Genomic DNA, 13,256 nt, shown 5'->3' with positions numbered 1-13,256 from the left:
GCAGCATGGTTGAGACGTCAGACATCTCGATCAACATCCCGGGGGCCTCACTCGCTGCGCTATAGGCCGTCACCTGATCGGTGGCCAACTCAAAGAAGCTCAATGATCCAGCTCGAACTCCTCCGCACCTGGAGCCCAGCATGATCCACCACTTCTGAATTACCTTTCGGTATGCCGTAGCGGCCGTACTTCACGGTGCGGTCGTCGTAGTCCTTGCGGGCGGAGGAGAGCGACACCACCTCCGCGATCAGCAGGACATCCTCGAAGCTGTACCGCTTGCCCTGCTTGTGTGCGTTCTCCCGCAGGATCGCCAGGTCAGGAGCGGAGTTCTCATCCGCCGGGAAGTCGATGTACACATCCGATGTCACCTTCGCATGACGCCCCAGCGCGAGTGTGTCAATCTGTAGCGAACGGATGGTGCTGGAGTGCTCCTCACTCTGCGGAGTCATGATCACCTTCCCGTGAGCTCCGAAGAAGACCGTGTAGCCCTCCGGGAACTCGGTGTGCATGATCGCGTCAACGCCCATCAGCGGCTCCTTCCCGTCACCTCCCAGAATACGGCGCGCGTACGGGGCAGCGGGTCCCGCCAACAGACCCAGAGGGGCCGCGACGGCGGTGCCGCGCGTCTCCGCCTGCTTCGCTCACGTTCGTGACGGCGACTGGGCCGGTACGCGCATGCCGGGGAGGGCGATGGCTGGCAACTGGGCTGGGAAGCGCCTGCGCGAGGGGCAGACAGCGGTCGTGGGCCGGTGCATGATGCGTGCCAGGGACGCTGAGACGGCCGCCCGGCTCCCCTGCGGCAACCGTCTCGCGTCCTCGACCGTGGCGCCGCGATAGCGGGAGAGTTGTCGGCCCCACGGGAGCCAGGGCACACGGCAGGAGGCCCCACGCCGAAACGCGGCCCCACCACCGTGTGCCCTGCGCCTACCCCCAGCCCCGCCCGCCCACACCCCGACCCGCGTCAACGACCCAAAATCGCTTGACGCTTCCACGGACCGTGACCGCCCCGCTGCAAGGCCACCAGCACAGCGCGCTGCGGCCCAACGAGACGGCGCTGGAGATGCCCGGGAAGTGCCGAAACGATCGCTGTGCTGATCAGGCCGACGGCGCCCCGCATCGTCATCGCGTGGGCAAGTGTCAATGGCCACGAGTTCCCCCCGGTGGCGGACGGCTGGCGGACACGAGAACTCCCCACGGATTCCCCGCGGACAGCGGATTTCCCTTCCTGGTCCACGCGATCCTTCCTGGAACATGGCCAGTTGATGGGCCTCACCCCCTTGCCCGAAGTCGCCTCGGTGAGCCGAAACGAATCACCCTGAGCTTGACTCTGTCGGGGATCTTGGAGTTCCTCGGTGCGACAGCATGATCGACAGGCATGCTCGGGTAGTTCCGCCGACCGACGCAGCTGTCGAGGTGCCCCTTGTCGCTCCGCCCTCGTTCCGGTGAGCAGGTCCCGTCTCTGACCGCGCAAGTCGCGCGGGCGAGCAACCCGGGCGGGACGACGGCGATATGGGTACGCGACCGCCTCGATGGGCTGTGGTGCGATGAGGACTTCGCCGACTGGTACCCGCGGGACGGGCGGCCGGGGCTCTCGCCTGCTCAACTGGCCACGGTCTGTGTGCTGCAGTTCCTGCTCGGCCTGTCGGACCGGCAGGCCGCCGAGGCGGTCCGCTGCCGCATCGACTTCAAGTACGCCCTGGCGATGGAGCTGGACGATCCCGGGTTCCACCACAGTGTGCTGGCCGACTTCCGCGACCGTCTCGCCGAAGGCGACCGCGCCGACCGCCTCCTCGACCTCGCGCTGGCCCGCCTCAAGGAGGCCAGACTGGTGCGCGAGCGCACCACGCAGCGCACCGACTCCACCCACGTCCTGGCCGCGGTGCGCGACCTGACCCGCCTGGAGCTGATCACCGAGGCAGTCCGCGCCGCACTCGAAGAAGTCGCTGGTTCTTCCCCGCACCTGCTCGACGGCCTGGTCGACGAGGACTGGGGGCTCCGCTACGGCCGGCCGGTCCGTCTGGGCAAGAACCCCACCAAGCCCATGACCAGGATCCTCGCCACCGGAAACGACGCCGCCCGGCTCCTGGAACACCTCTACCGGCACGGAGCAGACCGCACGCCCGGCTCCCGTGTCCAGGCCCTGCGCCAGATCATGGTGCAGAACTACCACCGTGATCAGGCAGGTCGGCTGCGCTGGCGCACCGCCGAGAAGGAAGGCGGGCCTGGACTGCCGTCCTCGTCCCGGGCGATCGTCTCGCCCTACGACACCTCGGCCCGCTACGCGAGGCACGGGCACATCATCAGCTGGAAGGGGTTCGCCGCTCATCTGACGGAGACCTGTGCTCCCGACGGCCCCAACGTGATCACGGATGTCGCGACCACTGCGGCTACCACCCACGACAGCCAGGTCCTGCCCGGCATCCACACCCGCCTGGCGCGTCGCGGACTGCTGCCCGCCGAGCACCTGGTCGACACTGGCTACACCTCCCTGCCCCACCTGGAACAGGCCACCCGTGAACACCAGGTCACCGTCTCCGGGCCGCTGAAGAGCAACCCCACCCACCAGCACCGCCGAGGCGAGGGCTTCGCCCGGGACGACTTCCACATCGACTACGACCGTCAGCAGGTCACCTGCCCCCAGGGACAGGTCAGCGCGGGCTGGCACGGCCCCTACCCGACCTCCTCGCCGACCGCGGCCCCGCTGATCGTGGCCAGATTCACCAAGACCCAGTGCCAGCCCTGCCCGGCCCGCACCCAGTGCACCACCGCCCGCGAAAGCCACCGCACCGTGGGCTTTCCCCCACGAGAACTCCGCGACCTGCAACTTCGCGTCCGCGCCGAGCAGCAGAAGCCCGAGTGGAAGACCCGCTACGCGGTCCGCTCCGGAGTGGAGGGCACGGTCAACGAGTTCGCCCACGGCCACGGCATGCGGCGCTGCCGCTACCGAGGACAGGGAAAGGCCCACATCCAGCACATCCTGACGGCCATCGCCGTCAACATCGAGCGCCTCAGCCAACTGCCACCGGCCGAGGAAGTACCCGCTCCCCGCCAACCGACCGCCTTCCAGCACTACCTCGACCAGCACGCGATACCCCCGGCCCAAGTCCTGGCGAACCCTGGGAACCTGACCCCCGCATCTTCAAGATCCCCGACAGAGTCAAGCTGAGGGCCCACGACATGGGCATGGTGAAGTCAGGGTTTCGTCGTTCTCGTGATCGGTGTGGAATGATCACGTGAGTCCGGGGGTCGCCAGCGGTCGGTTCATGTCCCGCCCGTGATGGCGCAGGCCCTCGGTGATGTTGTCCCGTCCTGCCAGGCGGAGTGCGCCGATGGCCAGATTCCGCGGGGAGGCCATCACCGGTGGTGCCCCGCCGGTCCGCACCCGCGAGGCGTCCTCCTCGAACGTCACGTCCCGGACGTGGTGCTCGCGATTCTCGATGGCCCCGTGTCCGCGCACGCGTTCCGCCAGGTCAGCGGGTGGCGCCTGGTGAGCTGTCAGGCGCGTGATCGCGTAGACGCGTTCGAGTGACACCTTCCCGGTGCGCATGGTGCGCCGTCGGCGGACGATCTGCAGTGCCTGGCCGGCGTGCGGGAACGGCAGCCGGGGCACGGTGACGGCCTTGAGCCGGCGGATCTCATCGCGGCCGTGGGCGGTGGCCCGGGTGCGGTCCATCAGGGCACTTCCGTCCAGGCAAGGTCCTTCACCCGCGTGTGCAGGGCCGGGTGGTTGCCTTTGAGTACGGCGATGTAGTGCGCGTTCTTCTCCTCGACCAGGAACCCCGCGTGGCCGGTCCGGGTCAGCAGCGGGTCGAAGGCCGCCACCGCACCGGTCAGGTCCAGCGGCTCCAGCAGTGGCCGGAACGCGGTGATCTCGTTGCTTTTGGCGCCGGCCTCGCGCTGGGCGAGCACGATGCCGTCGTCGCGCAGCGCGGAGATCAGGTGGACGCAGCGGGCCGTCGGCACGGATCGCGCCGCGAAGGGACGTGCCGTCCACCGCGACCGCTGCCCGCGCCGGACGGTTCGGCGGGCATCCGTCCTGGCTGGCGGCGCGGGAGGCGGCGGCGCGAGCGGTGAGCCAGCCGCCGGTCACCGCGTCGAACGCGTCGCCGTCGACGCGTTGCAGTACCCGGCGCACGGTCGCCTCGCCGGGCGGCCTCCAGGGCCGGTCCGGATCGCGCAGCGAGGCGACCGTGCGCCGGACAACAACCGGTCACAGGCGTCGGCGGCCCACTCGGCGATCGCGGCCAGAGACTTTGCTCCGGCCAGGACCGCGCAGGCGGCCACGGCCAGGACCTACGGCAGCGGGTGCCGACGCCCCCGGCGGCGGCGCGGGTCGGGCAGACGCGACAACCGGTCCAGCAGATCGGGCAGATCATCGGGGCAGGCCGGAACGCGGCCCGCGAGTTGGCCCAGCCCAGCGGGGACGGGTGATGACGGCGCAGCAGGCACGGTCTTCTTCTGTGGTGATCAGCGAACTCGACACTCCATGATCACCGGAAGCCGTGCCTGCAGGCACATCCATGCCCGTCACGAACCGCCCACCACCGCCGCCGACTTGGGGCATCGGATACATAGCGACGGCTTCGGACCGACCGCGACAACGACGGAGCCCTGGGCCATGGCCACCCTCAAAGGCTGACGCCTTCTGCGAAAGCTCCGCCGTAGTACCAACCGCATCACCGACATCGTGAAGACCGCCCTCGTCCTTCACCACGCATCAGCATGAGCTTGGAAAGGGCTCAATGAGCAGCTTCGAAGGCCTCCATCACCTGAGCTGACACGCGACCACGGTCGTTTACCTCGAAGCCTTTTCCTCGCGCCCATGCCCGCACTTCTTCGGGCTTCGGGCCGCTAATGTCGGTCTTGCGTGCCCTTGTTCCCTTCTTCACACGGCCCATCTTTCGTCCCTTTTCGATGAATGGGCGCAAAGCCGCGTCGAGCTTGTCGTAGTTCTCCGGAGTGAGGTCAATCTCGTAAGTCACACCATTGAGTGAGAACGTGTGTGCGCTCACCTCTTCGGACGTTTCACCGGTGAGGTCATCGGTCGTAATGACGATTGTCTTCTGGGCCATGGCCACACAGTACCCCCTCGGACACCATTCGACATATGACTTCTAATAGGGCCTGGTCAGCTTGGTGCTGGGTCGGGGATGTTGTGGTGACGGGTGAGACAGACGTCAGTCTGGGCTACGAGGAGGTGCTGCAGTTCGCGCACGACTCGGTAGTGTGATGCGCCGGAAATCAGAGGCAGAAGTTGCTAGGGTGTTTTTATGTCGCCCGGGCCTCGTCTCGCCGAGCGGGCCCGGATTGTGCTGGCGTGTGCGGAGGGACTGCCCGACCGCGCGGGTGGCCGCGAAGTTCGGCGTGACGACGGATACGGTCCGCAAGTGGCGTTCGTGGTTCGCCGCCAACCGTTTGGCGGGTCTGGCAGATGCACCCCGGACGGGGCGGCGTAAGCCGGAACTGGTGCTCAGCGAGGACGAGCGGCTCCAGCTGACGCGCTGGGCCAAGCGCGCGAAGACCGCGCAGTACCTCGCGCTGCGCGCGAGGATCGTGCTGCGGTGCGCGGAGGGTGAGGCGAACAAGCAGGTCGCCGCCGAGCTCGGGGTGAGCGAGCAGTCGGTGAGCCGCTGGCGCTCGCGGTTCATCGCCCGTCGGCTGGACAGCCTGGCGGACGAGCGGTGGGTGGGACGGCCGCCGTCTATCCTGCTCGACCAGGTAGAAGACGTGGTCGTGGCGACGCTGGAGTCCACGCCGGGCAGGGACACGCACTGGTCACGGGCGTCGATGGCGAAGCATTCGGGGCTCTCGAAGCCGACGATTGGCCGGATCTGGAAGCGGTTCGATCTCAAGCCGCACCTGCAGGACACCTTCAAGCTCTCCACCGACCCGCAGTTCGTTGCGAAGGTCGTTGATGTCGTGGGGCTGTACCACCCAGGGCTCCGTCGTTGTCGCGGTCGGTCCGAAGCCGTCGCTATGTATCCGATGCCCCAAGTCGGCGGCGGTGGTGGGCGGTTCGTGACGGGCATGGATGTGCCTGCAGGCACGGCTTCCGGTGATCATGGAGTGTCGAGTTCGCTGATCACCACAGAAGAAGACCGTGCCTGCTGCGCCGTCATCACCCGTCCCCGCTGGGCTGGGCCAACTCGCGGGCCGCGTTCCGGCCTGCCCCGATGATCTGCCCGATCTGCTGGACCGGTTGTCGCGTCTGCCCGACCCGCGCCGCCGCCGGGGGCGTCGGCACCCGCTGCCGTAGGTCCTGGCCGTGGCCGCCTGCGCGGTCCTGGCCGGAGCAAAGTCTCTGGCCGCGATCGCCGAGTGGGCCGCCGACGCCTGTGACCGGTTGTTGTCCGGCGCACGGTCGCCTCGCTGCGCGATCCGGACCGGCCCTGGAGGCCGCCCGGCGAGGCGACCGTGCGCCGGGTACTGCAACGCGTCGACGGCGACGCGTTCGACGCGGTGACCGGCGGCTGGCTCACCGCTCGCGCCGCCGCCTCCCGCGCCGCCAGCCAGGACGGATGCCCGCCGAACCGTCCGGCGCGGGCAGCGGTCGCGGTGGACGGCACGTCCCTTCGCGGCGCGATCCGTGCCGACGGCCCGCTGCGTCCACCTGATCTCCGCGCTGCGCGACGACGGCATCGTGCTCGCCCAGCGCGAGGCCGGCGCCAAAAGCAACGAGATCACCGCGTTCCGGCCACTGCTGGAGCCGCTGGACCTGACCGGTGCGGTGGCGGCCTTCGACCCGCTGCTGACCCGGACCGGCCACGCGGGGTTCCTGGTCGAGGAGAAGAACGCGCACTACATCGCCGTACTCAAAGGCAACCACCCGGCCCTGCACACGCGGGTGAAGGACCTTGCCTGGACGGAAGTGCCCTGATGGACCGCACCCGGGCCACCGCCCACGGCCGCGATGAGATCCGCCGGCTCAAGGCCGTCACCGTGCCCCGGCTGCCGTTCCCGCACGCCGGCCAGGCACTGCAGATCGTCCGCCGACGGCGCACCATGCGCACCGGGAAGGTGTCACTCGAACGCGTCTACGCGATCACGCGCCTGACAGCTCACCAGGCGCCACCCGCTGACCTGGCGGAACGCGTGCGCGGACACGGGGCCATCGAGAATCGCGAGCACCACGTCCGGGACGTGACGTTCGAGGAGGACGCCTCGCGGGTGCGGACCGGCGGGGCACCACCGGTGATGGCCTCCCCGCGGAATCTGGCCATCGGCGCACTCCGCCTGGCAGGACGGGACAACATCACCGAGGGCCTGCGCCATCACGGGCGGGACATGAACCGACCGCTGGCGACCCCCGGACTCACGTGATCATTCCACACCGATCACGAGAACGACGAAACCCTGACTCAGTACAGGGCGTTGCGCTGTTGGGGGCGCGCGGGGCGTTTCGGCAGTGGTGCGTGCGGACTGCCGTACTCCGGAAGCGCCCGTGCGCCCTCGCGCGAACCGTTGACCGGTGTGCTGTTTTCGCGTCAAGTGGTAGCAGGAGGCAGTGACAGCCTGCGTGGCGTTCCGGGGCGGTGCGGGCCCTGGGGGTGTTCTGCGTCGATGACTTGGCGTGTGTCCTGCGGTGTGGGGCTGGCACTGGGTGCAGGGCTGCGCGGACGCGGCATCAGCGAGCGGGATTCTGGTGCCGTGGGGTGCACATGGCGCAGGAGGCGGGCAATGTCCACTGCCAACACCGGTATGTCTCAGGCAGGCGCGATGGCCCCGGAGACCGTGGCTGGCGAACCCGGGTGGCGAAGCCTTCCGCTGCTGGTCGTACTGCGGGGCGGGCCCAGCGGCCTGGCCCGGGTGTGGCAGATCCCGGGCAGGGTACGACCGGAGAAGGTGACGATCGCGTACTACGGCCAGCATCAGCATTTCGTGCGGACCACCGAGACAAAGACTACCGAGGGACAGTCGCTGCCGGTTTTCCGGTGGTCCTACAGCACGAAGATCGCCGAATAATGAGGCCGGGAGATGTCCGCATCGAACGCTGTGCCGATCGCGATCACCAGGATCTGATGCCGGTCCTCGGGCGAGGCAGAGTCTCCAGGTGCGCGGCTGCGCGGCCGGTACAGGACGCCTCTGTGTGTACCTGTTCGGGTGATTTCACCGGGACGATGGCTGGCCGACTGGCGTTCGGGATGGATCTACGCGAGCCGGTGCTGACGCTGCACACGATGTGCTCGTCCAGGCTGGTGGCGGTGGATCTGACGCGTTGGCGCTCGGCGAGTGCGATGCGGCATTGGCCGGGGCCGTGCTGATGCACTCGTCGGAGACCCGCCATCTGGAGGCGGCGTCGCTGCTGACCTCGCAGCGCGGGGTGTGCTTTGCCTTCGACGGCCAGGCCGACGGCTATGTGCGCGGCGAGGATGCGGGGGTACTGCGGCTCGAGCGCTTTGAGGATGCGCTGCGCGACGGCGACGGGGCTGGCCCCCATTCGGGATCGCGTTCGTGTGAGGAGAGCCTGCTGTGGAAAAGGGCACTGCTGTTCAGTTTCCTAGTTTGCGTGGCTACACTCATGGCCTTCTCGCCGGGTTGGCTGCCTACGCCTCTGAGGTTGCGGCTCTGCTCTCAGAGGTAGACCGGGCGGCTCGCGCATATGGGATCGGCTCGGTGTCCGGACCTCTCCCTGATCCGGATGGGCCGCAGATCGAGGAGTTGGCCCGGACGCCGACACTGCTGCATCTGGCAGCGATCGCCTCGTCGCTGGTGCTGTATCTGGTAGCGGGGGCGCAGGGGCTTGCCGGTAACGTGCTGATCGGGCACAGCACCGGGGAACTGACGGCGCTGGCCGCCGCTGACGCGCTGGCCGTGTCTGACGCCGCACGGGTGCTGTGTGAGCGTGAAGTGGCCTTGGCCGACGGTGGGTTCGCCGGAGGTCTGACGGCTGTGCGGACTGGTGCCCAGCGGGCCGGTCATCTGTGCGGTGCCACGGGCGGCTGGACGCTGATGTCGTCCCTGTTCAATGCGCCGGAGCAGACGGTGATCTCGGGGGCCGTCGATGAGTTGGCCCGCTTGGAAAAGGTCACGCGGGCGGCGGGGGTGCAGGCCACTCGCCTGCTGGTGGTCCATCCGCACCACAATCCGATACTCGCCCTTGCCGCCCACCGCCTGGCACACGTCACCGTCGACTACCGGCTGGTGGAGCCTGCCACAAAGGTGTATTCACCACTGCTCGGCGGCTTCGCACGGAAGGCAGGGGATGTGCGCCGGATCATTGATCGGCACCTGGTCGATCCTGTGCCTTATCAGCAGGCCATCCGGGCCCTGTGCGCCGACCACGGGGTCGGCACCTTCATCGAGGTGGGCGTCCACCCCATTCTGACCGAGTGCGTGCGGGAGAGTCTGCCGCCTTCGGTACCCCTGGTCGGACCACTGCCCGGGGCCACTGACGCAAAGAAGATCCTTGCCGTGTTCCCCGGGAGCGCCGCTGCCGACGGCGTGCAGGACACCATTCCATCGGCTGCAGTGGCCGACCCGGTGCCCATGCAGCCCTCGGTTCCCGCAATGCGTCTGTCCGATGACCGGCCGACGGGGCTCGCACTCGCTGCGGCACCCGCCGAGCTCCCCACACCGCTGGCTGCCGCGGCCGCTTCGGGAACACGGTCGCCGGAGCGCGAGAAGCTGCTCTCGCAGTTGCGCCGGACCTTCGCCGAGGCCCTGGGTTATCCAGAAGGGGTGTCCACCGAGGACACACATCTGGAGGCCGATCTTGGTATCGCCTCGGTGAAGAAGACCGAGCTCCTGGCGCAGTTGATCGATGAGTCCGATCTGTCGCCCTGCCCTCCGGCGAGCGTGCTGGTCCGCGACTACACCACGCTTCCCAGACTCGCCGATCTGATGGAGCATCTCGCTGCCGATGAGGATGCCGAGGCAGAGCGGCATGAGTGCCTCGCTGCGGGATTTCGCCGGGCGGACAGTCCTGGTGACCGGTGGCAGACAGGGCATCGGGCGGGCCGTGTCGCTCGTCTTCGCCCGCCGCAGCGCTCACGTCATCGTCAACTGCTTCCACTCCGAGCCGGAGGCCGAGCAGACCCTCGCCGATCTGGAGACCTGTGGCGGTTCACGTGAGCTGGTGCGCGCCTCGGTCGGCAGCCGGGGTCTCGGTCGCCTCGCTCGTCAGCGAGGTGGCCGCGGCTCATCTGCGGCTGGATGCGCTGGTCAACAATGCTGGCCACAGTGTTCCCAGTGATCTGCCGGAACTCGACGACGAGGACTGGAAGCGCACCCTGGACGTCGATCTCCACGGGATCCGCTGGTGCGCCGAGGCCGCCGCGGAACTGATGGACCAGGAGCCGGCAGCGATCGTGAATCTCTCTGCGCTGCCCATCCGGTCCGTGCTGGACCGCTATGCGGCTGTTGCCGCGTCCAAGGCCGCGCAGCAGGAGGCTCTGACCCGCTATCTCGCGGTGGAACTGGGGGCTCGAAGGATCCGGGTGAATACGGTCTCGACGGGCCTCGTCGACAACTACGTCTTCGGCTACTGGCCTGACGTTGAGGGACGACGGAGACAAGCCAGGGCCGGGCCTGCCCTGGGGAGGCTGTCCTTGGACGAAGACGTCGCCGAGGCCGTCGTCTATCTCGCATCGGGCGCGGCCCGTGCCATCACCGGAAGCACCCTTGTGCTCGATGCAGGCATGTCACTGCGGCTCGCCGGGCCCCCGCCGGGACGCACGACGGCCATTGAGCCGGCGAGCCGGGCAGAGGCGGGCCCCGGCGTCTCACCGGACGCGGTCGCTGTGTTGGGGATGGGACTCGCGGTCCCCGGTGCGAACCGCCCGGAGGAGTTCTGGCGTGTCCTGCGCCAGGACGCGAGCACACTTGGCGAGCCTGAGCACTTCGACCTGGAGCGGCGGTTCGACCCCAATCCGAAAGCCGAGGACAAGACCCATGTACGCGCGGTGGGCTTCCTGCGCGGGTTCATCCCGCACCCGACGCTGGCCGCCGAACTAGCTGAGGGCCGCTGGGCTTCCAACGATCTGACAGCTCATCTGATGCGTCACTGCCTGTTCCAGGCCCTCGGCCCAGTCACCCGGCGCGAAGGAGACTGGCTCGGCTGCTATGCGGGCGCGCTCCCGGGCAGCGTCAGCCTGGAGGAGTCGATGCTGCGGGCCACGGCCGTCAGCACCGCAGACACACCACCGGCCAAGGACCGGCTGCGCGAGGCGCTAACGCCCCGATACCCACACGTGGCGGCGCTCCCCCGCGCCCCTTCCCTGACCACATGGTCCAGCGCTCCTGCCCGGGGCTGCTGCCTGAGGACAGTGAGCGGCTCGTCGTCGACTCCGCCTGCCCGCCCTCGCTCTACGCCGTCGGCTTCGGCGTCACGAGCCTGCTGTCGGGCGAACGTGACGTGGTGCTGTGTGGCGGCAGCAACACCGGCGGCCGAGGCGACCTCGTCCTGTTCGCCAAGCTCAAAGGGCTGTCCGCGAACGGGGAGATCCGCGCCTTCGACAAGGACGCGTCCGGGGTACTGGTCTCCGACGTGGCCGGCATCATCGCGCTCAAGCGGCTCGACCGGGCGTTGGCCGACGTCGATGCGGTCCTGGGCCTGCTTGGCGGGTTCGGCGGCTGCGTCGACGGCCAGGGCAGTGCGCGAGCTCCCGGATGTCACCGGGCAGAAACTGTCCGTCCGGCGCGCCCGCGCGGTCAACGACCTGGATGCGGACCAGGTGGACTGGATCGTCGACCACGGCACCGGCACCCGGATCGGTGACGCCGTGGAACTGGAGGGTCTGGCCGAAGTCGACGGCCCACGGGGACACGTGGTCACCTCGAACAAGCCGATGGGCAGGCACGGCGGATGGGCCGCCGACGTCGTCTCCGTTGTGCACGCCCTGCTGGGCCTACAGCACCACTCCATTCCCAGCGAACGCCACTTCGGCCAGCTCCCCAGGGGCGTACGTGCCGACGGCATCACGGTTTCGGTGACGAATCAGCCGTGGGCCCCCGGTCCCGGCCACCGCCGAACCGCCGCCGTGCGCGCCTACGTCCTGGGCGGCACCAACGGGCACCTCGTCCTGCACGGGCCCGAGCCGGCCGATGCCTCCGCGCCGCGCGGGGCGCTCACGCCACGGGCGGACGACCCCGTCGTCCTGGTCAGCTGGCAGACCCATCTGCCCGCCGCGATGGACCGGGACGCAACAGCGGCCTGGCTGCGCGGCAGCGGAGCGGCGCCCCGACGGACCTTCGGCCAGGAGTGCCCGCTGCCTCCCTTCAAGAAGCTGCGGATGCCGTCGCTCACGGCCCGCAGCATGGATCATACGCAGCTGATGGCCACGGCCGTCACTGCGGCGTTCGTCGCGGAGCACGGCGAACTGCGAGAGCAGCACCGCGAAACGACGGGAGTGATCACCGGTCATGTGGGGCCCACCCGCGCCATGTCCGAGTATTCCGTACGGGTGGGAGAGGACAACCTGCTCACCACCGTCGCCGAGCACCCGGCCGTGCTGCCACAGGACTGCGACCGCCTGCGTGCGTACGTTCTGCTGCTCCGGAACCGGCTGCCGCACGCCAATGACGACAGCATGCCGGGTCAGCTCGCCAACGTGATCTCCTGCCAGGTGGCCAACCGGCTCCGCCTCAACGGACCGTCCCTCGCAGTTGATTCCGGCCGCTCCTCAACCCAGGCCGCACTGCACGTCGCGGGACGGTATCTCGCCACCGGAGAGCTGAACGTCGCCCTGGTCCTGGGCATCAACGGCAACAGCTCAGCGGCGATGGCAGAACTGGCCGACGCCCGGCCCGAAGCCCTCGCTGAGGGCGTGGTGCTCCTGGTCCTCACCCGCCGCTCTCTCGCCGAGCGGCCGGGCTGGCCGATCCTCGCCGGCATCCATACCCGGGCGGCGGCCGACGACGCCGCAGCACCGCAGATCACATCCGCCGAGTCGGCGTCCGACCATCTGGGGGCCGAGGGCGCCCACGGCGTACTGCGTGCGCTGCACTTGGGCGTATCCGAGGTGACGGTATGCAACCAGGACGACGGCCTGCGGGTGACCGCCCCCGGCCCCGGCAACCAGCAGGCCCCGCCTGACGCTGCCCTAAACCGCTCGGTGCTCGCCTTCCGGCGCCGCGATCCCGTCGGCGAGAAGGACGCCGCGCCCGCCCTCCGCCCTGGGGCGCTGATCCTGACCGATTCGGCCGCAACCGCACAGGCTCTTGGCAGCCGAGCCCGGGAGCGCAGGCGCGGATCGTGTGCACGGACCACCCGGAAACCGGGAACGCTCCGGTGACGGTTACCCGGCCAGGCAGGGCGG

11 protein-coding genes and 2 pseudogenes are annotated in these 13,256 nt (G+C 69.0%); 9 read left to right on the top strand and 4 right to left on the bottom strand.

Annotated elements, in window-relative coordinates:
- Positions 1 to 89 precede the first annotated feature (89 nt).
- Entirely contained in the window at positions 90 to 527 is a 438-nt protein-coding gene (locus C9F11_RS44570) for a Uma2 family endonuclease (protein ID WP_138968149.1), read from the bottom strand.
- Positions 528 to 1,420: 893 nt separating this feature from the next.
- Here C9F11_RS44570 and C9F11_RS44565 point away from each other — a divergent pair.
- Positions 1,421 to 3,166, top strand: a complete 1,746-nt coding sequence (locus C9F11_RS44565; protein WP_249402338.1) for an IS1182 family transposase — start codon at positions 1,421 to 1,423, stop codon at positions 3,164 to 3,166.
- A 63-nt stretch (positions 3,167 to 3,229) separates the two neighbouring features.
- Here C9F11_RS44565 and C9F11_RS49315 read toward each other — a convergent pair whose 3' ends face one another.
- On the bottom strand, positions 3,230 to 3,673 hold the full coding sequence (locus C9F11_RS49315) for a hypothetical protein (protein WP_249402336.1): 444 nt from the start codon (positions 3,671 to 3,673) through the stop codon (positions 3,230 to 3,232).
- Positions 3,673 to 3,963 carry a hypothetical protein gene (locus C9F11_RS49310; RefSeq protein ID WP_249402337.1) on the bottom strand — a complete coding sequence of 97 codons (291 nt, stop codon included), beginning with the start codon at positions 3,961 to 3,963 and terminating at the stop codon, positions 3,673 to 3,675. The genes C9F11_RS49315 and C9F11_RS49310 overlap by 1 nt, the downstream gene beginning before the upstream one ends.
- A gap of 652 nt (positions 3,964 to 4,615) precedes the next feature.
- On the opposite strand from C9F11_RS49310, the pseudogene C9F11_RS44555 reads away from it, so the two are divergent.
- Positions 4,616 to 4,726, top strand: a pseudogene (locus tag C9F11_RS44555) (IS5/IS1182 family transposase); the annotation flags it as partial.
- 13 nt (positions 4,727 to 4,739) lie between these two features.
- On the opposite strand, the gene C9F11_RS44550 reads toward C9F11_RS44555, so the two are convergent.
- Positions 4,740 to 5,072 (bottom strand): Lsr2 family protein, encoded by a 333-nt coding sequence (locus C9F11_RS44550; RefSeq protein WP_138968147.1) that lies wholly within the window; start codon positions 5,070 to 5,072, stop codon positions 4,740 to 4,742.
- Positions 5,073 to 5,270: 198 nt separating this feature from the next.
- Here C9F11_RS44550 and C9F11_RS44545 point away from each other — a divergent pair.
- The 7 genes and pseudogenes from C9F11_RS44545 to C9F11_RS44520 all read left to right on the top strand — a co-directional run.
- Positions 5,271 to 5,934 (top strand): annotated as a pseudogene (locus C9F11_RS44545) (helix-turn-helix domain-containing protein); the annotation flags it as partial.
- A gap of 652 nt (positions 5,935 to 6,586) precedes the next feature.
- The gene (locus C9F11_RS49305; protein WP_249402337.1) at positions 6,587 to 6,877 is read left to right on the top strand and encodes a hypothetical protein; all 291 of its coding nucleotides are present in this window, start codon (positions 6,587 to 6,589) and stop codon (positions 6,875 to 6,877) included.
- A complete protein-coding gene (locus tag C9F11_RS49300; protein WP_249402336.1) occupies positions 6,877 to 7,320 on the top strand; it encodes a hypothetical protein in 444 nt (147 codons plus the stop codon). Before C9F11_RS49305 ends, C9F11_RS49300 begins: the two co-directional genes overlap by 1 nt.
- A gap of 357 nt (positions 7,321 to 7,677) precedes the next feature.
- Positions 7,678 to 7,962 carry a DUF5988 family protein gene (locus tag C9F11_RS44535; protein ID WP_138968145.1) on the top strand — a complete coding sequence of 95 codons (285 nt, stop codon included), beginning with the start codon at positions 7,678 to 7,680 and terminating at the stop codon, positions 7,960 to 7,962.
- Positions 7,963 to 8,215: 253 nt separating this feature from the next.
- Positions 8,216 to 8,581, top strand: a complete 366-nt coding sequence (locus tag C9F11_RS44530; protein WP_171076207.1) for a beta-ketoacyl synthase N-terminal-like domain-containing protein — start codon at positions 8,216 to 8,218, stop codon at positions 8,579 to 8,581.
- Between the two features lie 32 nt (positions 8,582 to 8,613).
- A complete protein-coding gene (locus tag C9F11_RS48365) occupies positions 8,614 to 10,071 on the top strand; it encodes an acyltransferase domain-containing protein (RefSeq protein ID WP_212767949.1) in 1,458 nt (485 codons plus the stop codon).
- Positions 10,056 to 13,232, top strand: coding sequence for an SDR family oxidoreductase (locus C9F11_RS44520; RefSeq protein ID WP_249402335.1), 3,177 nt, complete (start codon positions 10,056 to 10,058; stop codon positions 13,230 to 13,232). Before C9F11_RS48365 ends, C9F11_RS44520 begins: the two co-directional genes overlap by 16 nt.
- Positions 13,233 to 13,256 lie beyond the last annotated feature (24 nt).

The sequence above is a fragment of the Streptomyces sp. YIM 121038 genome, from assembly GCF_006088715.1.
Taxonomy (GTDB): domain Bacteria; phylum Actinomycetota; class Actinomycetes; order Streptomycetales; family Streptomycetaceae; genus Streptomyces.
Note: the sequence above shows the minus strand (reverse complement) of the source record. Positions and strands in the feature narration are given on the sequence as shown.

What these genes read in the sequence shown, in the direction of transcription:
- C9F11_RS44570 (WP_138968149.1), bottom strand. Translation starts at nt 527, where the DNA reads ATGGGCGTTGACGCGATCATGCACACCGAGTTCCCGGAGGGCTACACG.
- C9F11_RS49315 (WP_249402336.1), bottom strand. Translation starts at nt 3,673, where the DNA reads ATGGACCGCACCCGGGCCACCGCCCACGGCCGCGATGAGATCCGCCGG.
- C9F11_RS44550 (WP_138968147.1), bottom strand. Translation starts at nt 5,072, where the DNA reads ATGGCCCAGAAGACAATCGTCATTACGACCGATGACCTCACCGGTGAA.
- C9F11_RS49300 (WP_249402336.1), top strand. Translation starts at nt 6,877, where the DNA reads ATGGACCGCACCCGGGCCACCGCCCACGGCCGCGATGAGATCCGCCGG.
- C9F11_RS44535 (WP_138968145.1), top strand. Translation starts at nt 7,678, where the DNA reads ATGTCCACTGCCAACACCGGTATGTCTCAGGCAGGCGCGATGGCCCCG.